Genomic DNA, 24,509 nt, shown 5'->3' with positions numbered 1-24,509 from the left:
ATCTGAATGGTTTACTTGCTATTTGAGTGTTTCTGCCAAAAGTGGATGCTCCCTTTAAAACTAGCAAATTTGTAAGTGATATACATAAAACGGTTACGCTCATTTGGAACAAATTCAGCCTGTAGGGAAGCATTTTGATTTTTAGCCATATGTATAATGTGATTGAGCATAATACTGCCTACGCCCCTAGACATAACACGACAAGACATCAGTAAAATTTTAATAGTCCATAAATTACGTTGACATTCTATTAATGACAATCCAATTTTACCGTAACTACCATACTTATCATTTAAACCTGCTATGAGTAGTTGGTGGTTATCTGATTGTCGAAATTGATTTAGTTCTTCATAGGAATAAGTATAGCCAGTTGTATTCAATTGATTGGTGCGTAAAGTTAATTCTTCAACTCGTTGTAAATCCTCTTCCTTAGCAGAAGAGATAGTCATTTGCATATTAAGGGTTGCCAAAAATTCTTCTTTAGAGCCAACAAATTCTTCTTCATTTTTTTTACGTTGAATGTCACTGACATACATTAGTCTTCGAGTTTTGGAATCTTCTGTAATAAAACAAGGCTGTATTTCTGGCATATCCAACAATCGATTGATGTTAGCTGCATTAATACACATAACTTCAGGTAAGGAAAAATTTACATCTTCTAATTCAAAGGGTTGGTCATCTATAAAAGCTATTGTATTTATGCCAATATTAATTAACTTAGAAATTTCCTGAATAGAAGCAACTTTTGAATTCCAATTTATTTGCGGATATAGGAAATATTCTTTCAAGCTTAGTTCTTCAAGTTTTGCTATTGCTCTAGCAGGTTCATTTTTACTAGCAATAGATTGTAAAATACCTCTGCTATCCAAGCTTTTAATGATGTCAACTATATTTTCTCGTACATAAACGCAGCTATCTTCTAGTAATACACCATCCCACAAGGTATTATCGAGATCCCAAACCACACACTTGATCACTTTCCGAGAGACTTTTTGGTTATTAACCAGTTTGGAAGTTAAATTAGTCATATTTTGAATTATTTCAGCTCATTGTTGAGATTATAAAAGTACGCTACGAGTAGATAAATGTTCTTGGTAAGCATATTCAGCAATGGTAAGTTGTTGCATTTGAGTACTGCCTTCGATAATTTCCATAATCTTGGCGTCTCGAAAGTACCTTTGAACAGGATAGTCACTGCTACAACCATTACCACCATGAATTTGTACAGTGTCGTTTGCTACTTTATTGGCTATTGTGGAAGCAAAATATTTTGCAATAGAGGTTTCCATGATTGATCTAGGATCACCAAGTTCTTTAAGGTAACCTGCTTCATAACACAGTAATCTGGCCGCTTTGATATTAGTGATCATCTCTGTGATCATTTGTCTTATCAACGAGTGATTTTTCAAATAAGTATCAAACTGCTTTCTTTGGCTCGTATACTGAATGCAAGCTTCTAGACAAGCTTGAGAAATGCCCACGCAACCCCAAGCTACACTATATCTACCACAATCTAATGCTGAGGAAGCTACATGAGAAAAACCAAAGCCTTGTTTACAAACAATATTTTCCTTTGGTATATGGCAATTATTAAAATTTAATTCTGCTAACATAGAAGCTCTGACACCCAAAATACCAACAATAGGTTTTACTGATAACCCTGGTGTGTTTCTCTCAACTAAAAATGCAGTAGGTTGACCTTCACATTGAGCAAAAATTAAAATTATATCAGCAATTTGACCGTAAGTAATCCACTTTTTTTGCCCATTTAAAATGTAAGACTTGTTAGCAAGTATTGCTGTAGTTTCTACTTTTTTAGCATCACTACCGACATTAGGTTCGCTCAAGCCAAAAGCAGCAATGATTTCACCAGATGCCAATTTGGGAATCCAATGTTCTTTTTGTGATTTACTACCCCATTTGATGATAGCGTGAGAAACCATCGAATGAACTGTTAACAGACTTCGTAATGAAGAGCATCCTCTTCCTATCTCTTCATTCAAAATTCCATAAGTGATCATGTCCATACCACTGTCAAACTTATTTTTGGGCAGAATGGCACCCAGATAGCCTTGCTCAGCTATCTTATCAATTAAAAACTGTGGAGTATACTCTTCTCTATCAGCTTTATCTGCATAAGGCATAATTTCTTTATCCACAAAGCTTCGGAATGCAGCTTTAGCATTTTTTTGCTGAGGAGTTAATTCTATTTGCATTGCAACACTAAATCTATTGTTAAAACTTAATCAAGCTATTTGCTTTTGATGAATATTAATCCTGTGCATATATAGCCATTTTCCTTTCAAGTAAACTACAAATAGCATTTATAGTTCTAAAATTATCAAGTTCTAAATCTTCATTATCTATAGCAATTTTAAACTCTTTTTCTAGAAAAAGAACCAATTGCATTGCAAACATTGAGTTGACAAAACCGAGAGAAAATATATTTTCATCATCTTGCAATTGATAGTTAGCAAAATACTGCGTGAGAAAGTTTTGAATTTTGGTTTTAGCTTCTTTCATAGTGAATTATTTCAATAATTTCAACTTGATATTTATCAAAAGATTGGGATAATTTACAAGAGATAACACATCAAACTTTATACGTGTAGAATCCCTGTCCATTTTTACGACCGTATAATCCGGCATCTACCATTTTTTTAAGCAAAGGGCATGGTCGATATTTACTATCATTGAAACTGTTATACAAAACTTCAATTGAGAGGAGAATAGTATCTAATCCTATTAAATCAGCTGTTTCTAGTGGTCCCATTTTATGACCAAAGCAGGTTTTAAAGATTCTATCTATTTCTTCTGCTGTAGCTACTTGATCTTGAAGGAGAAAAACAGCTTCATTAATCGTTAACATCAGAACTCGATTAGAAACAAAGCCTGGAGAATCATTTACTAAAATACATTCTTTTCCCATCTGAGCTAGTAATTTCTTAGCAGTCTGAATAGTTGCTTCAGAAGTGTGATAACCACGAATCGTTTCAACGACAGGTTTCAGTGGTACAGGATTCATAAAATGCATCCCAATGACTTGAGAAGGGCGTTTTGTAACTGAAGCAATGCGAGTAATGGGTATAGCGGATGTATTGGCCGCAAATACAATGTCTTTTGCACAAATGACATCTATTTTTTCATAGATTTCTTTCTTTACTTGCCATTTTTCTGTAGCATTTTCTATGATAAACTCTGCATCTGCTAATGAATGATAGTCAGTGGAAAATTTTATTTTAGTGAGTACATCTTCAGGTTTATTCCTTTTTTCATTTTTTGTGAATAAACTCTCAAAACGTACATTATTCATAATTTCGTGCTTTGCACGTTCTAGAATTTCTTTTGAAATATCTAGAATAATTACTTGATGGCTATTTTGGGCTAGGCTTTGTGATACACCTACTCCCATCACACCTGCTCCTATAACACCTACTACTTTAATATCCATAAATTAGGGTGAACGTTAAATTTCTCAAAATAAACAGTTAATTGGACAATCTTAGCAATCATTATTATGTATCAAGGACTAGTCAAAAAACTTAAATAATACTTGTTTGCACTACGCTAAAGCTACTTGAAGTGTGATATAGCAGCACCATAAGTTTTTATAAAATATAACCATAAAGCCAAATAAAGTTTTAGATTACGGCTATTAAAGAAACTAAATTAAGTAAATTTAAAACTTTTGTAATTCAACGAAATAATAAGGTTTCAGGCTACGTTTTTAGTCTTGATTAAAGCGAACATTTGTTCTATTCGGTAGAGTCTAGCTACAAAGCAGGAGTTTAAAGGCTTGTTATACAGGCATTTCAACTGATTAGCTTTGAAGCCTGAAATCAAATACAGAAAAGGCTTAGAGAAAATTTTATGATTTATTGAAATTACATAAATCGGGATCAATGCAACACAAAGCAAATCTTGACAAGGCTAAAGAATAACTATTTCATTAGCTTTGAGCTTAAACTACAGCATACGACGTTTTGTTATTAAGAAAAAATTTTTTTTTTGCTTTTTTTGAAGAAAAATATGTAATTACCAACTGGAAAGATTTCCAGCATTTTTAAGTTTTGTAAAGAATCTAGTAATGCTTAAAATTTCTTGTGAAAAACAAAAATTTTTTAGTAGATTTTTTTAGCTTTAGGTGTAATATTGTATCTATTCAGGGAAATATCTCACAATTAAAGTCGTTATATCACTAGTTCAATTGAGCAAGAAGAATATTAATTACTAAGCTGTGATGGTTTTAGACATTACCCATTAACCGCTTATTTAGCTCCGGTATGGTGAATTCTAAATCATTAAACTTATGTGAGTTGGCGGTGTATTCTAGGAAAGATAAGTATGGAAAAGCTTGGTCTGCTTGGATTTAGTGAAGTTGATCGGACAAAGGATCCAACTTACTACGTAAATTATTTGGATAACCTTAATGAAAGTGAATGGTTTCAAGGTTATAAGAATCGAGGCTTTGCCCGTTTAAAAATTGAAGAATCGAATCACATTTTAGATGTTGGTTGTGGAGTAGGTAAAGATGCAGAGTTATTAGCTAAAAAAGTAGGCAAATCTGGTCGAATTGTAGGTATAGATAGCAGTGAAACCATGATTGCTGAGGCTTGCAAGCGAACCAATAATTTGGATTTACCGTTAGAGTTTTACTTAAGTGATGCCCACATTATTGACTTCCCCGACAATAGCTTCGATGTTTGCCGAGCTGATCGTGTGTTGATTTATTTAGCAGAACCTATAAAGGCAATCACAGAAATGGTACGTCTAGCTCGTTCAGGAGCACGTATCGATATTAGCGAACCTGATATGGCAACACTAGTAGTTGACATGCCTAACCGAGAATTGACCCGGAAGATTTTGAATATTAGTTGTGACAATATTCCTAACGGTTGGTTAGCACATCAATTACCCACGATTTTCAAGGATTTGGGGCTGAAGGATATTACTGTTAATCCAGAGACATATATAGTGAGAGACTTTAACATGGCTAGTCACTCTTTTGATTTGACTAAATCTGCAAAGTATGCTCAAGACAATGGTATTGTCTTAGCGGAAGAGGCAGAAGAATGGTTAGTTTATCTGGAAGAAGCTAGCTATGCTGGACGTTTCTTTAGTGCTATTACAGGCTTTTGTGTTTGTGGACATAAGCCCTAGACCTAATGATAAGTCTTTAGCCGGACACGATATTACCTAATAGTCTTTAAGGTACATTTACTTCAATTTAAGGGATAGATGTGAAAAGACTTTTTTCCATAACTGTATTGCCTCTATTAAGTGCATCTGCAACGATTTTGCACCCATTAGCAGTTCAAACTGTTAAAGCGGCAACAATGTTATCTACAAGTTGCATTGAGAAGTCCTTGCCTGTAGCACTAGCTCCAGGTGAACCAGTTCAGTATCAGATTTATGGTGAATTGTGTAGTCAATATCCAATTGAAGGAAGAACCGTTCAAGTTTTAGTTTCTGGTCTTACCTACGATCATAATTATTGGGATTTTCCTTATGATAATGGGCGTTATTCTTATGTGAATTCTCAAACAGAAGCTGGTTATGCCACTTTCAATATTGATAGGATTGGAATTGGCAATAGTTCACGTCCACCTAATAACCAAGTAACATTAGAGTCTAATACTTATGTACTGGCTCAAATTAATCAAGCTTTACGGAATGGCAATATACAAGGAGTTAAGTTCGATCGCATTATCAACGTAGGGCATTCCTTTGGGTCTTTCGGACCAATTGTTAATGCCGTGAGCCAGTACGGCGGTGTTGATGGGGTGATTCTGACAGGTTTTTTACATAACGTGAATACAGAGTATGCCAACTTTGCATTAAACTCTTTCTATTCAGCCCAACTTGATCCAGTGTTAAGTAATCAAAATTTGCCGGATGGATATTTGACAACTTTACCAGGAACAAGAGGTTCGCTTTACTACAACGAGTCTAATACTGACCCACAAGTCATTGCATTAGACGAACAGATTAAATCTACGGTAACAACTAGTGAACTTGCATCACTGGCAAGTGCTGTTTTGTCTGATAGTTCAAAGCAAATTAAAGTACCTACTTTACTGGCGATTGGGGAAGAAGATAATCCTTTCTGTACTGCTAATATCTGCGATAGCGTTGAGAATGTCATAGCATTTGAGGCATCATTCTACTCGCCGGAAGCACAATTACAAGCATATGTACTACCCAATGCAGGGCACGATATTAATTTGAGTTTGAATGCTGCTTTATGGTACAGCGCGGCGCGTCAGTGGAGCGATCGCTTTGTCGGGACAAATGTTCAATCCATACCAGAACCCAGTTTTAAGTTTACCTTTTTAGCATTGCTAAGCGCGGCTATATTGCAGAAGTTCTTCGCTAATACAAAACATGCAAAACGGCACAACAAAGTGTCAAGAGCAAAAGTCAAGTTTATATACAATTATGAGGAGAACTAGATGGGTTTTTTGGAGCAAGAACGCGCCACACTTGCAAAATACTTACCAAAGCTAGATGAAACTCTAGCAAAAATACCACTATTAGACATGGAGAAGCCTGGTAATCCAGCAATATCTGAGTTCCGTGAACAGGGTGGTACAAATATCTTAATACCGAGCCAGTATGGTGGTTTAGGAGCATCACTACTTGAAGCTGTGCAGATACAACGAGCTATTGCCAGTCGTTCTCCTTCACTTGCAGTTGCTACAACTATGCATCATGGTACAGTTTTAGTCTTGATTGACCTAATTAGTCATGAGTCTGAACTTAAAATTATAGAAGACATAGCAGAACGCAAATTCTATGTATCTTCAGCTTTTGCTGAAGGGCAAACGAATGCACATATGTTTGCTATGCAAATGCAGGTAACTAAAATCGTTGGTGGTTACAAAGTAAGTGGTAGCAAAAAACCATGTAGTTTAGCTTACTCAATGAATGTGGTTACCTTTGGTGTCATGATACCAGGGAGTACAGAAGGAGAAGATGAGCTAGCTTTAGCTATATTACCTGCTGATACTCCAGGTATAGAACGCCGAAAATTTTGGGGTAACTGGGTTTTGGCTGGGGCAGAAAGTGATGAAGTAATTTTTAATGATGTCTTTCTTCCAGAAAGTAACATTTATCGGGCAGGCGATCCAAGATACATCAACACAATTCAAGCTAAAGGTCTTCTTTGGTTTGAAGTCATTATGGCAGCTTCTTATCTTGGAATTGCTAGCGCCCTAGTTGAGCGTGTAATAGTGTCCAGCAAGGGTACATCGATTGAAAGAGCATATTTAGGTATTGAACTAGAAAATTCCATGGCAGCGCTAGAAGGCTTGGCTTATTCAATCATGCTGAATAATTGTAGTGAAGAAGAATTACTAGCGAAGTCATTGTTTATACGTTTTGCTACACAAGGGGCAATTGAACGTGCTACTAAAACTGCTCTCGAACTACTAGGTGGTATGGCTTTTATAGGTTCACCTGAGGTTTCTTACTTGTTTGCTTCTGCCCATGCACTCTCATTTCATCCGCCTTCACGACTCAGTATTTCACCCTCTTTAGATAAGTACCTCATGGGCATGGAACTCAATTAAGGCATCATGTAAAAATAAGTTGTACAAATTTTATTTCAAACGGATTGCAAATCTAGCTTCCATATAAAAATTGTTCAGGTTATTTTTACACAAATCTTAAGAGGCTAAAGCCGCGCTAATTAAAAGCCTCTCCATCAGGGTACGGCAATAGAAAGAGATAAGTTTCATTGGGAATGAATGCAATGATTATTTTCCAGTTTTTTAAGTTGTTGTACTTGACTGTCTTACACTTAATAGCTTACTTATTTTTAAGTTTAGGTAAAAATGAGCAAGACCGTCAGTCACTTCGTAGTGAATGGATTTATAAATATATGCTACGAATGGGACCTTTGTATATCAAGGTTGGACAAATTCTTGCCACTCGTTCAGATTTAATAGGCAAAGAAATTGCTAATCGTTTACGTGAATTACAAGATAATACTCCTCCTTGTAGTAAAGAGTATGTTAAAGAAGTATTTACAACAGAGCTAGGTCAATCTATAGAGGAGAATTTTGAAGAATTTTCTTTTCAGCCTATTGCCAGTGCATCAATCGCTCAAGTTCATAAAGGAATATTGCAAACTGGACAGACAGTAGCAGTCAAGATTGTTAAAAAAAATATCAGACAGCAACTGAAACAAAATTTGGATAGTGTACAGCTTATCGTCAAATTTGCACATTGGTTACTGCCCAGTGTTAGACCATTAAACTTGCCTGTAAGATTTCAAGAGCTATATACTCTGTTGATTGCCCAAACTGATATGAGACAGGAGGCAGCTTGCCAACAGGATATATATAATAACTTCAAAAATCACTCCTATGTTCGTATTCCAGCTTTAATTCCAGAATTATGCACTTCTAGTGTACTTGTTATGGAATTTATGGAAGGTATTAAAGGCAAAGATGCACATCAAGTAGATTTACCTGCTCCTCTACTGGCACGACGCTTCCAAGAGGCTATTTGGGGAATGCTTTATTTTGATGGCTATAGCCACGGTGATCCTCATCCTGGAAATATAGTCTTTACTAAAGACGGCAAAGTAATCTTTATTGACTTTGGAATTACTGTTAGGTTGAGCGAAGATGAAAAATGGGGATTATCATCTTTTTATTTTGCTTGCAACCGAAAAGAGTGGAGTTTAGCAGTTGACCGCTTTACAAAATATTTTGTTGTTAATAAAGATAAGCTTCTAGGAGAATGGGCACAATATAACCAAGAAGTAGTGGATGTTTTAAAATTGCACTTTGAAGTTCGTAAAAGCCGCTGGTCAACAATTGCCTACTTTCAAGATATCAACAAAGTTCTTAGAAAATACGAAGCGCAATATACTACAACCTTCACAAAAATTGACCTTTTACTGCTTTCATTTGAGGGATTTTTAAACCAAATTGACCCTGATATTGACATTTGGGCTAACGTACGTAAATTTATTGATCGCTTTTCTCCTTACATAAACACAGCAGTTAAGGAAACATTTGATCACTATTTCTTAGAACATAGCCCTAATTCACTAGAACTACGTGATCGCGCTCAGAATTCTCTGATTGCACCAACTCACATTGACCGCTACTTTTTTCCTAGTACTTATCCCCTGTTTATTAAAAAAGCTAGTGGCTGCAAGCTTGAAGACGTTGACGGAAATACATACGTAGATATTTCCTGTGGTTATGGACCTCATTTTTTGGGTTATGCCCATCCTGCCGTTACTACTGCACTTATAGAAGCAGTACAAATGGGAGGCGTCAATGTTATGGGTAATCTACCAGAGGTTCAATTAGCAGAAACTATTGTAGATGCTTTTCCGAGTGCAAATAAGGCTATATTTTCTAACTCTGGTACAGAATCAGCGCTACATGCCATGCGATTGTGTAGAGTTTATCGCAAGCGCGATAAAATAGCCAAGTTTGAAGGACATTTCCACGGTTTTTCTGACCAAGGAATGGTAAGTTCATGGTTTCGCTTTACTGGTTCTAAAGACCAACCAGAACCAATTGACGGCACTCAAGGTTGCCACAAAGGTACAGTTCAAGAAACTCTTGTCCTACAATACGGTCATCCCAGAAGCTTAGAACGTCTGCGAGAAGCAGCAGATGAGCTAGCTTGCGTGATTTGTGAACCCATGCCTTCACTGATGGCTACCTATGATCAAGAATTTTTGACGGAACTGCGGAGTCTTTGCACTCAATTAGATTTACCACTGATTTTTGATGAAGTAGTGACGGGATTTCGAGTTGCTTATGGAGGAGTTCAAACTTTAACAGGTATTTCTCCCGATTTAACTTGTTTGGGCAAAATTATTGGTGGAGGGCTTCCTTGTGGAGCTGTAGTTGGTAAGGAAGAATTGATTAACATTGCAAAGAGTTCACGAGATCCATTTGTTGACTACGAAAGTAAGGCATTTATTGGCGGTACAATGACGGGTAATTCCCTTACCTGTAGTGCGGGTCTCGCTGCTTTAACTTATCTACGAAAGCACCCGGAAATTTATACGCGGTTAGAGCAACAAACAAACTGGTTAGCACAGGAACTGTTAAAAATAGCTCAAGATCACGCTATTCAATTTAAAGTCAGAGCTAATCGATCCATCTTCTCATTGTCATTTACACATAAGGATATTAAATTCTTCAGAGAAAAGCAGGCTGGTAGTAATTTCAAAGCTAATTTAGCCTTGGCTTACTATATGCGTAGGCATGGGGTTTATATGCCTGAGTTACATACTCTGATGCTGAATGGTAGCCACACACAAGAAGATTTAGATACTATTTGCCAAGCATTCAATCAAAGTTTGCAGGAGATGATTAGAGATAACTTCTTTGTCATGTAAAAATTGGTATCATAGCCTATTTCCCGTACCCTAACTGTCACAAATAAAAATTACGGATAGGAAAAAGTCAAGTGAGAATCAAACCAGACATCATTAGTAAAAAAAGAGATTTGAGCAACCATAAATCAGAAAAAATAGCATCAAAATATCTTGTCAATAAGGAGCAATAAAAACTGGCGCTAGAGAGATGAGTCTGAGATAAATAAATGAAGATGTTAAAGGTTGAAATCATAAATTAGAGTAATCAGTAGAGGTGACAAACTAAAATTATTGACATAGTAAATTAGAGCTATGAATTACATAAATTAGCTCTGAGTCTAAAACTTATCTATATTGTACAAAGCTAAAAAATTAATGTCATGGGCTAGGACATAAAGCTGCTAACATACCAGTGCTAAATCATTTGTGAAATACCTCCCTCAAGTCTAGCTTGTCCTCCAAGTCTGTCCAAGTCTCCTATTTTTCACGAATCAAATAGGATTGCTATAGCTCATAACAGCAGCTTGTACATGAATCATGAGTCATCTAAACTTATTTAGTTTTATTCCTGGCTAGCTAGCTATATCTACAAATTACAGTCTCTGTCCTGCTCTACACTTTGACGATAAACTAAGCTGGAAATTTAATAAGATGCGTCACAACTTAATTTCCCCAAACTTTGCTACTTTAGTTGATCTTTTAACTTACAGGGCACTTTACCAACCGAACCAGTTGGCTTATACCTTTCTAATGGATGGAGAGACAGAAGCAGGTCAGCTAACTTACAAGCAATTAGATGAGCAAGCACGTGCGATCGCCTCTTACCTTCAATCCCAAAACGCAATTGGACAAAGGGTGCTTTTATTATATCCACAGGGATTAGAATTTCTTGCTGGTTTCTTTGGCTGCTTGTATGCGAAGGCAATTGCGATTCCCGCACCACCACCTGATCCGGCAAGATTAAAACGTGCTTTGCCGAGGCTAAAAGCAATTGCAGAAGATGCTCAAGCATCTTTGGTGTTGACTACTCGCAAAATCATATCTCAGCTGACAAATACCCCAGAGGAGATATCAGAATTATTTCAGACTATGAGCTGGATAGCTAGCGAGGAAATTGATCAAGAACTAGCACACAAATGGCTACTTCCAGCAATTACCAATGACGATTTAGCTTATCTCCAGTACACTTCTGGCTCTACTTCTACGCCCAAAGGCACAATGATTAGTCATGGGAACGTTATCCACCATTCTACTTACATCCAACAAGCATGGGGATACACTTCCGACAGCGTGGCTGTCACATGGATGCCTTATTTCCATGATTATGGGCTAATTGACGGGCTGATACAACCTTTATATACAGGAATTCCATGCTACATTATGTCGTCTTTAGCTTTTCTAAAACGTCCCGTTCGTTGGCTACAAGTCATTTCAAAATATAAAGTAACTCATACCCAAGCCCCCAATTTTGCTTACGATTATTGTCTAAATAAAATTACAGAAAAACAACTTCAAACCTTAAATCTGACTAGCTTGCGTACAGCTAGTAACGGTGCGGAAACTGTTCATAAAGTTACTATAGAACGTTTTCTTAAAAAATTTGCTCCCTATAAATTTCGTCCAGAAGCCTTTTATCCAGCTTACGGATTAGCAGAAGCTACCCTGTTAGTTGCAACTAAACGGCATACAGATCAACCGACTAGTTGTGTAGTTTCATCTGCTGCTTTAGAAAAAAACCGCATAGTTGAAGTACCTCCGGGAAAGGGAGGACTTACTATAGTTAGCTGTGGAATTCCTATTTGTGGAATGAAGGTGGCGATCGCTCATCCAGAAACACTCAGAACTTGTGAATCGGATGAAGTAGGGGAAATTTGGATATCAGATCCTAGTGTAGCTCTAGGATATTGGAATAAAACAGAAGCAACAAAGCAAACTTTTCAAGCTTATCTAGCAGATACTGGCGAAGGACCTTTTCTGCGAACTGGAGATTTAGGATTTCTCAAAGACGGAGAGTTATTTGTTACTGGTCGGTTAAAAGATTTAATTATTATTGGGGGGGCTAACCATTATCCCCAAGATATTGAATGGACAGTAGAAGAGTGTCATTCTTCAATTCGTTCTAACCATTGTGCTGCATTTGCGGTAGAAGTGGAAGAAGAAGAACGGTTGGTTGTGGCTGCGGAAGTGGAACGTGCCGTTGAAAATATTGATGAGGTCGTAAAAGCTATTCGTCACGCAGTAGCCCAAGCACATGAGCTAGAAGTTTACGCTGTGTCGTTACTGAAAAAAGGTGGTATCCTGAAGACTTCTAGTGGGAAGATTCAGCGCAGTGCTTGCCGCAAAGCTTTTCTAGAAGGAAGTTTAGAAATTTTTGGCGAATGGAGAAAAGCTTTAAATAAACAGCAAATTTCGAGAAGTGGACAACAAGAAGCTGTAATTCATCAGTTTGAAGAAACAATCCAAAATTGGTTATTATTTCAACTTTCTGCAATACTTAACATTCTTCCAGCAGATATAGATATTCGAGAACCATTTGTCCGTTATGGTTTGTCATCAAGGGAAGCAGTGAGTTTGGTCGGAGACTTAGAAGAATGGCTTCAATGTCATCTTTCCCCCACCTTGTTGTGGGAGTATCCCACAATTAAGACTCTAGTTGAGCATCTGACTCATAAATCAAAGGCTTCAGTTCTCAATTCCATCAGCACTAATCCTCAGACAACAGCAGAACCAATTGCTGTCGTGGGTATTGGTTGTCGTTTTCCTGGTGCTAGAGATCCAGAAGCATTTTGGCAATTGTTGCATCAGGGAATTGATGCTATTCAAGAAGTGCCTTCATCCCGGTGGGATCTAACTACTTTTTACGACCCTAATCCAGTAACTCCAGGTAAAATGAATACCCGCTGGGGTGGTTTTTTAGAGCAAGTAGATCAGTTTGATCCTCAATTTTTTGGCATCTCTCCTCGAGAAACTGAAAGCATAGATCCTCAACAACGATTACTGCTGGAGGTCACTTGGGAAGCTTTAGAAAATGCAGCTATTGCACCAGATCATCTGGTAGGCAGTCAAACAGGGGTGTTCATTGGTATTTGCAATTATGATTATTCCCTAATGCAATTTAACGAACTTGGGTCGTTAAATGCCTATTTCGGTACAGGGAATGCTTTGAGCATTGTAGCTAATCGCCTATCCTACATACTGGATTTGCATGGGCCTAGTTGGGTGGTAGACACCGCCTGTTCCTCCTCACTGGTAGCAGTTCATCAGGCATGTCAGAGCTTACATCAAGGAGAATGCCAGATGGCAATTGTGGGAGGAGTAAACTTAATTCTAGCTCCTCAATTGAATATAGTTTTCTCCCAAGCCAATATGATGGCGGCAGATGGTCGCTGCAAGACTTTTGATGCTGCTGCTGATGGTTATGTACGCTCTGAAGGGTGTGGAGTAATAATTTTAAAGCCTCTCTCTAACGCTCAGAGGGATGGAGATAACATTCTAGCCCTAATTAAAGGCTCGGCGATCAATCAGGATGGTCGTAGTAATGGACTGACAGCCCCTAATGGACTTTCTCAACGAGCAGTTGTTCGCCAAGCTTTAGCTAATGCCAAACTTGCAGCGGCACAAATAAGTTATGTGGAAGCTCATGGTACTGGCACCTCGTTAGGAGATCCCATTGAGGTAAATTCCTTAAAAGAAGTGCTAATGGAAGGACGTTCTCCAGAACAGCCTTGCTGGATAGGCTCAGTAAAAACCAATATTGGTCATTTGGAAGCTACTGCTGGTATTGCTGGTTTAATAAAGGTTGTGCTTTCCCTGCAACATGAGGAAATTCCATCTCACTTGCACTTTAATCAGCTCAATCCGCATATTTCCCTAGAAGGCACTTCATTATCAATTCCCACTGAACGCCAGAAATGGGCAAGAGGAGAAAAGCGGCGATTTGCTGGTGTGTCTTCATTCGGTTTCGGTGGAACTAATGCCCATGTCATTGTAGAAGAAGCACCAACTACCAAGCAAGAACTGTTGAATATAGAACGCCCTCAACACCTCCTGACTCTTTCAGCCAAAACTGAGACAGCTTTGAAAGATTTGGCACAGCGTTATACAGCATTGCTCAAAGCCAATCCAGAAATACCTGTTGCAGATGTTTGCTTTACAGCCAATACTGGGCGATCGCATTTTGATTATCGCCTGGCTGTTATTGCCTCATCGCATATAGAATTGCAAGGAAAACTTAATGACTTTGTTGCAGGTGAGCAGATCCCCGGCATAGCAATTAACACAATTAACGCTAAAAATCGTCCCAAAATAGCGTTTTTATTTACTGGTCAAGGCTCCCAGTATCCAGGTATGGGACGCCTACTATACGAAACGTCCCCTGTTTTTCGTGCCACCCTTGATCGCTGCAATGAAATTTTACGTCCTTATCTAGAAGTATCTCTACTCTCAGTCCTCTACCCCGAATCAGGACATACATCTCTACTAAACCAGACAGCATATACCCAACCTGCTCTCTTCGCCTTAGAGTATTCTCTAGCACAACTATGGCAATCCTGGGGAATAAAACCAGATGCGGTAATGGGTCATAGTGTTGGGGAATATGTTGCGGCAGTTGTGGCTGGGGTCTTCAGTTTAGAGGATGGGCTAAAATTAGTTGCCATTCGCGCACGTTTGATGCAGAACCTGCCACAGATAGGAGAGATGGTGGCAGTGCTTGCTAATGAGGAAACCATACGAGCAATTACGGAAATTGACCAACAAAAGGTAGGATTTGCTGCCTATAATGGGCCAAAAAGTACAGTTATCTCTGGTGAGCAAGAAGCAGTCCAAAAAATTTGTGCTGCTTTGAACAGTGCAGGCATTCAAACTAAAAAGTTACAGACCTCTCATGCTTTTCACTCACCTTTGATGGAACCGATACTATCAGAATTCCATCAGGTAGCTGCCAGCGTGACCTATGCTGCTCCCCAAATCAGCATCATTTCCAATCTTACGGGAAAAAAATTGATGGCAGCAGACATCAACCCGGATTACTGGTATTGCCATTTACGTTCTCCAGTAAAATTTGCTGCCAGCTTGCAAACACTTCACGCCTCTAATATTGATGCCTTTGTAGAAGTAGGGCCAAAACCAACTTTATTAGGTATGGGACGCAACTGTCTGTTAGATTTCCAAGGGCTTTGGCTTCCCAGTTTGCGTCCTGGGTATGAGGATTGGGCGATACTACTCCAAAGCTTGGGACAATTATATGTGCGTGGATTATTAATAGATTGGTTTGCGTTTGATCAAGATTATCCTAGGCAACATGTAATATTACCTACTTATCCCTTTGAACGCCAGAGCTATTGGTTTGGCAAAATTGCCAGCCAACCCAAACAAATACCACTTCTCTCGCAAGAAAATTCTCAATCCTTAATTATTAACCTTCTGCAACAGGGAAATATTGCACAATTAACTCAACATCTGCAAACAGTTAAGAATTTTTCCCAAGATGAAGCAAAATTACTCCCTCAGTTGCTGAAAGTATTATTACAGCAACACCAATTAGATACACAAGCTATTACTGTTAAAAATTGGTTTTATCAAGTAGAATGGCGAGCTAAATCTAAGCGATCACAGAGTTTTCTCCAAAGAAGTCAATTACATCAACCAGCCACTTGGCTAATTTTCGTTGATTTTGGTGGTCTAGGGCAAGCCATAGCCAATCTATTACAACAGTATGGTCATAACTGCATGCTGGTTTATGCTGGAGATAGATATCAGCAAAAAGAAACTGCAATTTGGACTATCAATCCAACTCGCGCAAAAGATTTTGAGCTGGTCTTGCAAGAGGTATTTAATTCTGAGGCATTGCCTTTAATAGGAATCCTCCACTTATGGAGTTTAGACGCAACTCAGCCAAAGGAACTAACAGTTCCTAGTCTTGAACAAACCCAGCAGTTTACTTGTAGTAGTACATTACATCTGGTACAGGCGTTAGTTAAACAGAATATGTCAATCACCATTCCTAAGTTGTGGTTAGTGACACGAGGTGCAGTCCCAGTAGGTCAAACACCCATAGTAGTTAATCAAACTCCATTATGGGGGTTGGGTAAAGTGATTGCTCTAGAGCATCAAAAAATCTGGGGAGGAATGCTGGATTTAGATTCCCAGGTAAACCCAAATGAAGCAGAGATGGTATTGGCAGAGATATTGAATCCAGAACGAGAAGATCAGATTGCTTTGCGCAATGGACAGTGTTACGTAGCTCGTTTAGTACAAACTAGTTTACCGGAAGTTCAAGAGGTACAGTTACGACCAGATGCTACCTATCTGATTACGGGTGGCTTAGGAGATTTAGGATTAAAAGTAGCTCAGTGGATGGTACATCAGGGTGCGCAACATCTGATGTTAGTTGGGCGCAGTAGTCCTACCAGTGCTACACAGGAAACCTTAAACCAATTAGAGCAGTCAGGAGCCAAGATTTTTGTTGCTCAGGGCGATGTATCTCGCACAGAAGATATGATCGGGGTGCTGGAAACAGTTAAAGCATCTTGTCCACCTTTGCGGGGTATTATTCATGCTGCCGGCGTTTTAGATGATGGCATCATTTTACAGCAGAACTGGGAACGCTTGAGGCAGGTGATGGAGCCAAAAGTCAAAGGAGCATGGAATCTACACGTACTAACGCAGAATTGCCCATTGGAATTTTTTGTTTGTTTCTCTTCTATTGCTTCATTGATTGGCTCATCGGGACAGAGCAATTATGCTGCCGCCAATGCTTTCCTAGATGGTTTGTGCCATTATCGTCGGCAGCTAGGTTTACCGGGATTGAGTATAAATTGGGGGCTGTGGGCTGATGCTGGAATGGCAGCTAGGCTAGATAGCAGTTCCCAAGCGCGTATGGTTGCAATGGGATTGAATTCGATTACTTCAGAGCAAGGATTATTAGCACTTAATCTATTCTTAGGACAAACTTACCCACAAATTAGCGTTCTACCTATAGATTGGTCAGTTTTCCAACAGGAATTTAGCACTCAGCGACAATTACCGCTATTGTCTGATATTGTGGGCAAAACCAAAGCAGAAGATCGAGTTAATCTAGTTTGTATGCAGCCAAATGATCTATTGCAAAGATTAGAGAAAACACCAGTAAACGCACGTGAAGAATTTTTAGTGACTCATCTTCAAATCGAAGTTGCAAAGATTATGGGGCTTAACTCTTTCCAACTTCCTGAGTCACGAAAAGGTTTTTTTGATATGGGAATGGATTCTCTGATGGTTATTGAGATGAAAAACCGCTTAGAGATCAATTTAGGAGTTTTCTTACCTACGACTTTAGCTTTTGAAGCCCCAAGTATTCAAGATTTAAGCAAATACCTGCTTCAAAAGGTACTGAAGTGGGAAACAGCAAACAAAATTGATACTAAATCTCAAAACGGTAACAAAGGCAAAGTTCAAACTAGGTTAGAAATTGAAAAGCTCTCCTCAAATAAAATTGAAACCCTAATCGCTGAGAAACTTAACAGACTAGAAACTTTACTCAAAGAAAAATAATAATATGAATATTTCTGAATCACAGCGGCTTCTTCTTGCTTTGGATGAGGCAGTTGAAAAACTTGAAGCAGTTGAACGTACAAAAGCTGAACCAATTGCGATCGTTGGTATGAGTTGTCGTTTTCCTGGGGGTGCTAATGACCCAGAAAAATTTTGGCAGCTATTAGAAAATAGTACAGATGCAATTACTAAGATTCCCGCAGATCGTTGGGATGCTGACTTTTATTACAACCCAGACACCAATGTTTATGGAAAAATATGTACTCGCTTTGGTGGATTTTTACAACAGGTAGACCAGTTTGATCCTCAGTTTTTTGGTATTTCCCCTCGAGAAGCAATCAGTCTAGATCCTCAACAGCGATTACTATTAGAAGTAACCTGGGAAGCATTAGAAAATGCAGGTTTTTTACCAAACCAGCTTCATGGCAGCAAATCAGGTGTTTTTGTAGGAATTGGTCAGAATGACTATGCACAATTACAGTTTTATTCTGGCGATCTAACCAAAATTGGCACTTATGAAGGAACTGGAAATGGCTTTAGTTTTGCACCCGGTCGATTGTCCTATATTTTGGGACTACATGGACCTAGCATAGCAGTTGATACAGCTTGCTCTTCCTCGTTAGTGGCGATTCATTTGGCTTGTCAAAGCCTACGTACTGGAGAATGCGATATGGCGATCGCTGGTGGAGTACATCTCATCCTCTCACCTGAAGTTACTGTTTTTCTATCTGTATCTCATACTCTCTCACCGGATGGACGCTGCAAAACCTTTGATGCTTCCGGTAATGGTGCTGGTAGGGGTGAGGGCTGCGGGGTTTTGATCCTCAAGCGCCTTTCAGATGCCTTAGCTGATGGAGACAACATCTTAGCTTTGATTCGGGGTTCAGCAGTCAACCATGATGGTCGCAGTAGCGGCTTGACAGTCCCTAATCGGCGATTGCAACAAGCAGTTATTTCCCAAGCACTGAATAATAGTCGTGTAAAACCAAATGAAGTGAGCTATGTAGAAGCACATGGGACAGGGACACCGTTGGGAGACCCAATAGAAGTCAGAGCTTTAGGAACAGTATTAGGAGAAGGACGCTCGTCAGAGCAACCATTATTAATAGGCTCAGTAAAAACTAACATCGGTCACCTAGAAGCAGCAGCAGGAGTGGCAGGTTTAATTAAAGTAGTGCTATCACTGCAACACGGGGAAATTCCAGCACATCTGCACCTTCAGCAGCCCAACCCACACATCAACTGGGAGGAATTACCAGTCAAAGTACCAACAAAACCGGTAGCTTGGCCAACAGGCGAGAAAAAGAGAATCGCAGGAGTCAGTTCCTTTGGATTTAGCGGTACAAATGCCCATGTGATTTTGGAAGAAGCACCGATAGCACAGATAACCACAGCAAAACTAGAGCGACCTCTGCATTTACTAACACTCTCAGCCAAATCGCAAAAGGCTTTAGAAGAATTAGCGGCTCGATATCAAGCTCATCTAGCCAAAAATCCCCATCTTAATCTTGCAGATATTTGCTTCACAGCCAATACTGGACGGGAGCATTTCTCACACCGAGTGGCTGTAGTAGCCGAATCAGTCATACAACTGCAACAAAAGTTAGCAGATTTCACAACTGACCAAGCAACACCAGGGATAGTGTACGAGCAAGTACAAAGGACAAAGCGATCTCAAGTTGCCTTTTTGTTCACAGGTCAAGGTTCACAGTACTTGGGTATGGGACGGCAACTGTATGAAAGTCAAACAACTTTCCGTCAGACCATCGACTCTTGTGACCAAATCCTGCAACCATTACTGAACAAATCCTTAGTCCAAGTTTTGTATGCAGACAATGATGGAGCATCACTGCTGGAAGATACAGCATATGCTCAACCTGCCCTGTTTGCAGTCGAGTATGCCCTAGCTCAGTTATGGCGTTCTTGGGGCATAGAACCAGATGTGGTCATGGGTTATAGTCTGGGAGAATACGTTGCTGCAACTGTTGCAGATGTCTTCAGCCTAGAAGAGGCATTAAAACTAGTGGTTGAGCGTGGGCGTTTGATGCAAAGCTTAACCCCAAAGGCAGAAATCGTTTCTGTATTGGCGAGTGCCGCAGTGGTTGATGCCGCCATTCAACCTTATGCGGATCAAATTACGATCGCGGCGATGAATGCACCCAACAATACAGCGATTGTCGGTCAGCCAAAAGCGATTCAGGCAGTGGTTGCATCCTTGACAGCACAAGGGATTCATACAGAAAAGTTGAATGTCTCTCGTGGTTTCCATTCGCAGTTGATCAAGCCAATTTTAGAAGAATTTCGACAGGTATTAGCAACTGTGAATTATTCCTCTCCTAGGAGCAGTTTTGTTTCTACTGTGACTGGAGAAGTGATGACTACTGAGATTGCTTGCCCTGATTACTGGTGTGAACATGCTTGGCAACCAGTAAATTTTTTAGCGGGGATGAAAACTCTTGCTCAACAAGGATATGAGGTATTTATCGAAATTGGTAGCAAACCGACTTTGCTAGGAATGGCAAGTGATTGTCTGCCGTCAGATGTGGGTCTATTTTTACCTTCTCTACGTCCAGGTTTGCCTGATTGGCAAGTGTTACTAGAGACTTTGGTACGTTTATATATACGTGGTCTGTCTGTAGATTGGTCTGGTTTTGACGCCGACTATCCTCGTTATCGTCTGCCATTACCTACTTACCCTTTCCAGCGCCAACGTTATTGGGTAGAAACAACAAAGCAGACCCGTAAACTATTGACCTCATCTGAGAAAGAAATATTTCTTCACCCCTTACTCAGCAAAAAGCTACAATCTCCCTTACTCAAAGAAACTTTGTTTACATCTGAGATTAGTGTGAATAACCTACCTTATCTCAATGACCATCAAGTTTATGGGAAAACTGTAGTCGCAGGAGCATTTCATATATCCCTGATTTTAGGGGCAATAGAATTAACTTTTGGGGTCACCAATTGTATTCTAAAAGATATTTTCTTTACTCGGGCACTGGTGATTTCAGCAGAAGATGTACGCACTCTTCAGCTACTCATAACCCCTGAAGATAGTCCCACAGCATCTTTTAAACTCATTAGTTTAGAACCTGAAACGCTAGATCAAAGTAATTCTTGGAGTACACATGTCAATGGCAAAATTTCTATCGACGAAAAAGTTATAGCTGCTAAACGAAACCAAAAAAAAATCTCTATTCAGAACTTGCAAGATCGATGCCAACAAGAAATGGCTAGTAGTGAATTTTATCAGTTTTTAAAACTACGCCATATTCAACTAGGTTCAACCTTCCAGTGGATCAAGTCAATTTGGAAAGGAGATAAAGAGGCTGTATGTCAGATGCAACTTCCTCAAACACTAGATAACTTAGAGAAATATCAGTTGCATCCAAGTCTGATAGACTCTTGTTTCCAACTGCTAATGGCAACTGTAGTCCTGGAAAAGAATGAAACTTTTGTTCCATTCAGTATAGAACAATTATATTTTTATCAAAGTCCTAGTAGTTGCTCTCAATTATGGTGTCATGCCTACTCACTGCCAATGGAAAAATCCAGGGAAGAAGTAGTAGGCAACATCCAACTATTTGATCAAGAGGGGCAAATTATTGCCGAGGTTATTAGCTTTAAGGGCAGAAGAGCAAATAGTCACAGCTTCTTAGGCATCCCGCAAGAACCCTTAGAAAGTTGGCTCTATGAGGTAGAGTGGCGACGCCAGACACTTACAAGGCAAAAGTTCCTTAATGGAGGATTGCAAAAAACTATTTCTGAGCCAAAAAGTTGGTTAATCTTAGCTGATGACGATGGTATGGGTCAGCAAATAACAGAACAACTACAGGCACAAGGAGAAATATGTACTCTTGTTCTCTCAGGCAACCAGTACGAACAGTTAACAGAAACAGAATTTAAAGTTAATCCAGCTAGTCTAGAAGACTTCCAGCAGTTGTTCACAGCAATTGAGACAAGTAAATCTTCATTACATGGTGTAGTGCATCTGTGGAGCTTAAATACAGCCAAAGACAAATTGACAAGTACAAATTTAGAAACAACTCTAAACCAGATATGTGGCAGTACATTGCATTTAGTCCAATCACTAGTTAAAGCCAAACTGATTTCATCTCCCTCCATATGGTTTGTAACCCGAGGTGCTGTATCGGTGAAGTCAGAGCAAAATATTTCAGGTTTGGCTCAATCTCCCTTGTGGGGAATGGGAAAGGTAATTGCTCTAGAACACCCAGAACTAAATTGTGTACGGATCGATTTACATCCAGAAGCTCAAAAGGACGAAGTACAAAACTTATTTGAAGAAATTTGGTTGGGGGCTGCAAAAGAAGACCAAGTTGCTTATCGCGATCAAGTTCGTTATGTAGCAAGATTAGCGCGTAGTGGCCAGGCTCAAGATACTACAGCACAAGATAAATTAGAGATACCGCAATCTGAATTTTTCCGGCTAGGAGTGTCTAGTCGAGGAACTCTAGAGAATTTGCAACTGCAACCAATAACACGTCGTCAACCCGATGCTGGTGAAGTAGAAATTCAGATATGTGCCACAGGACTGAACTTTAGAGACGTTCTCAATGTATTAGGTTTGTATCCAGGAGATCCCGGACCTTTGGGATTAGAGTGTTCTGGTTTGATAGTGGGTATTGGGGAAGGGGTCCAAAACTTTAAGATAGGAGATCCAGTTATTGCCCTAATCCAGGGTAGCTTTAGCCAATACATTACCGTCAAGACCGCTATGGTTGTTCACAAACCAGAGCATCTTAGCTTTGAGGATGCAGCAACAATTCCAGTAACATTTTTAACTGTGTGCTGTAGTCTGCTACATATCAAGATATCTCCAGGAGACCGAGTACTGGTTCATGCTGCCACTGGCGGAGTAGGGATAGCAGCTATCCAACTATTGCAGCAAGCTGGAGCAGAAATCTTTGCCACTGCCAGCCCTCAAAAATGGGAATTTCTTAAGTCCTTAGGGATAAAGCATATCATGAACTCTCGAACTCTTGATTTTGCCGATGAAATTATGGCAAAAACTGATGGGCAAGGGGTAGATATTGTAATCAATTCCTTAAATGGAGAATTTATACCCAAGAGCCTATCGGTTCTACGAGAAAAGGGCTGCTTTTTAGAAATTGGTAAGAATGAAGTTTGGGAAATTGAGCAAGCCAAGCAAGTAAGACCTGATATCTCTTATTTTTTAGTTGATTTAGTTAAGGAATGTTATGAGCAACCCGCATTGATCCAATCAATGTTTTATAAACTGATGCAACAGTTTCAAGAAGGTAAGCTCAAACCTCTACCACAAACAGTATTTACCTTTGCGGATATGCTCAATGCTTTCCGCTATATGCAACAGGCCAAACATATTGGCAAAATTGTCATCTCTCATAAGCCAGCTAGAGCAACAACATATCAAGAACCTGTCACCTTTCGTGAAGATGCTACTTACTTAATTACAGGTGGTTTGGGTGGTTTGGGCTTACTCACAGCTCGTTGGCTGGTAGAGCATGGTGCGAAGCATTTAGTACTGGTAGGTCGTCGTGCTGCTAACCCATCTGTAAACATCCAGTTAAAACAGTTAGAGCAAGCAGGGGCTAAAGTAGTTGTAATGTCTGCCGATATATCCCAGATAGAACAAGTCAATTATGTGTTAGCAGAAATTGAAAAATCTCTACCACTTTTGCGAGGTATCATCCATGCGGCTGGTTTGCTAGATGATGGTATCTTAGTACAACAGACTTGGGAGCGTTTTGCGAAAGTTTTAGCTCCCAAGGTGCTAGGAGCGTGGCATCTGCATAGTTTAACTCAGAAACTGCCGTTAGATTTCTTTGTGCTATTTTCTTCCGCTGCTGCTTTGCTGGGTTCTCCTGGCCAAGCTAATCATGCCGCCGCTAATACTTTTTTGGATACTTTGGCTATTTCTCGTCGGAATCAAGGACTAGCAAGCTTGAGCATCAACTGGGGTCCGTGGTCTGAAGTAGGTGCTGCTGCTCAAAGACACTTAAATCAAAAGATCGGTATGAAAGGAGTAGGCTCTATTGCCCCAGATCCTGGATTGCAGATATTAGAAAAGTTATGGTCAAATTCTCCAGCTCAAATAGGAGTTGTGCCTGTTAACTGGCAACAGTTTGATCAAGCTTTAACATCTCAATTTTTTAGTGATTTCACACAGACACTTAGCCAGGACAAGAAGCAAACAACTAGTTTTCTCAAACAACTAGAAACGATTCCTGTTAGCGATCGCCACGCTTACTTGTTAGCTCATGTCAACTCATTAGTTGCTAAAGTTTTACGGTTAGATCCATCGGAACAGCTAGATCCACAACAGGGATTTTTCCAACTAGGGATGGATTCGTTAACATCTGTAGAGCTGAGAAATCTTCTGCGCAACAACTTAGAATGTTCTCTACCTTCAACCATAGCTCTTGAATATCCCACTTTAGAAACATTAGTTGATTATTTAGCTCAGGAAGTACTCCCAATAGAATTTTTTGCTCCTGAGTCTGCTGTACAGTCTCATAAAGACGGTAGTACGACTTCATTGTCTATTTTGGAAGACTTATCTCAGGAAGAAATCGCAAATCTACTTGCCCAAGAACTAGAATTTGTTAGGGAAGAGTAAAAT

10 protein-coding genes are annotated in these 24,509 nt (G+C 39.4%); 6 read left to right on the top strand and 4 right to left on the bottom strand.

The genetic code is table 11. The annotated features are described in order from the left end of the window. Window positions 1-11: 11 nt before the first annotated feature. The 4 genes from RMX69_RS09935 to RMX69_RS09920 all read right to left on the bottom strand — a co-directional run bounded on the left by RMX69_RS09935 (window position 12) and on the right by RMX69_RS09920 (window position 3,451). Window positions 12-1,028, bottom strand: a complete 1,017-nt coding sequence (locus RMX69_RS09935; protein ID WP_322637340.1) for an HAD-IIIC family phosphatase — start codon at window positions 1,026-1,028, stop codon at window positions 12-14. A 30-nt stretch (window positions 1,029-1,058) separates the two neighbouring features. Continuing rightward, complete coding sequence (locus tag RMX69_RS09930) at window positions 1,059-2,216, bottom strand: acyl-CoA dehydrogenase family protein (protein ID WP_322637339.1); 1,158 nt, start codon at window positions 2,214-2,216, stop codon at window positions 1,059-1,061. Window positions 2,217-2,271: 55 nt separating this feature from the next. After that, window positions 2,272-2,523, bottom strand: coding sequence for an acyl carrier protein (locus RMX69_RS09925; RefSeq protein ID WP_322637338.1), 252 nt, complete (start codon window positions 2,521-2,523; stop codon window positions 2,272-2,274). Window positions 2,524-2,593: 70 nt separating this feature from the next. Next, window positions 2,594-3,451: a 3-hydroxyacyl-CoA dehydrogenase family protein gene (locus tag RMX69_RS09920; RefSeq protein WP_322637337.1), complete on the bottom strand. Its 858-nt coding sequence runs from the start codon at window positions 3,449-3,451 to the stop codon at window positions 2,594-2,596. A 965-nt stretch (window positions 3,452-4,416) separates the two neighbouring features. On the opposite strand from RMX69_RS09920, the gene RMX69_RS09915 reads away from it, so the two are divergent. The 6 genes from RMX69_RS09915 (at window position 4,417) to RMX69_RS09890 (ending at window position 24,506) form a co-directional block, all read left to right on the top strand. Beyond that, window positions 4,417-5,160, top strand: coding sequence for a methyltransferase domain-containing protein (locus tag RMX69_RS09915; protein WP_322637336.1), 744 nt, complete (start codon window positions 4,417-4,419; stop codon window positions 5,158-5,160). Between the two features lie 80 nt (window positions 5,161-5,240). Further along, complete coding sequence (locus tag RMX69_RS09910; protein ID WP_322637335.1) at window positions 5,241-6,452, top strand: alpha/beta hydrolase; 1,212 nt, start codon at window positions 5,241-5,243, stop codon at window positions 6,450-6,452. Further along, complete coding sequence (locus tag RMX69_RS09905) at window positions 6,453-7,571, top strand: acyl-CoA dehydrogenase family protein (RefSeq protein WP_322637334.1); 1,119 nt, start codon at window positions 6,453-6,455, stop codon at window positions 7,569-7,571. A 182-nt stretch (window positions 7,572-7,753) separates the two neighbouring features. Continuing rightward, window positions 7,754-10,375, top strand: a complete 2,622-nt coding sequence (locus RMX69_RS09900) for an aminotransferase class III-fold pyridoxal phosphate-dependent enzyme (RefSeq protein ID WP_322637332.1) — start codon at window positions 7,754-7,756, stop codon at window positions 10,373-10,375. Window positions 10,376-11,005: 630 nt separating this feature from the next. Next, window positions 11,006-17,887 carry a type I polyketide synthase gene (locus tag RMX69_RS09895; RefSeq protein ID WP_322637331.1) on the top strand — a complete coding sequence of 2,294 codons (6,882 nt, stop codon included), beginning with the start codon at window positions 11,006-11,008 and terminating at the stop codon, window positions 17,885-17,887. 4 nt (window positions 17,888-17,891) lie between these two features. Further along, complete coding sequence (locus RMX69_RS09890; protein ID WP_322637330.1) at window positions 17,892-24,506, top strand: type I polyketide synthase; 6,615 nt, start codon at window positions 17,892-17,894, stop codon at window positions 24,504-24,506. Window positions 24,507-24,509: the final 3 nt, after the last annotated feature.

The sequence above is a fragment of the Nostoc sp. EspVER01 genome, assembly GCF_034530635.1.
In the GTDB taxonomy this organism is placed as follows: domain Bacteria; phylum Cyanobacteriota; class Cyanobacteriia; order Cyanobacteriales; family Nostocaceae; genus Nostoc.
The sequence above is the reverse complement of the archived record's forward strand: the minus strand, read 5'-3'. Positions and strand labels throughout refer to the sequence as shown.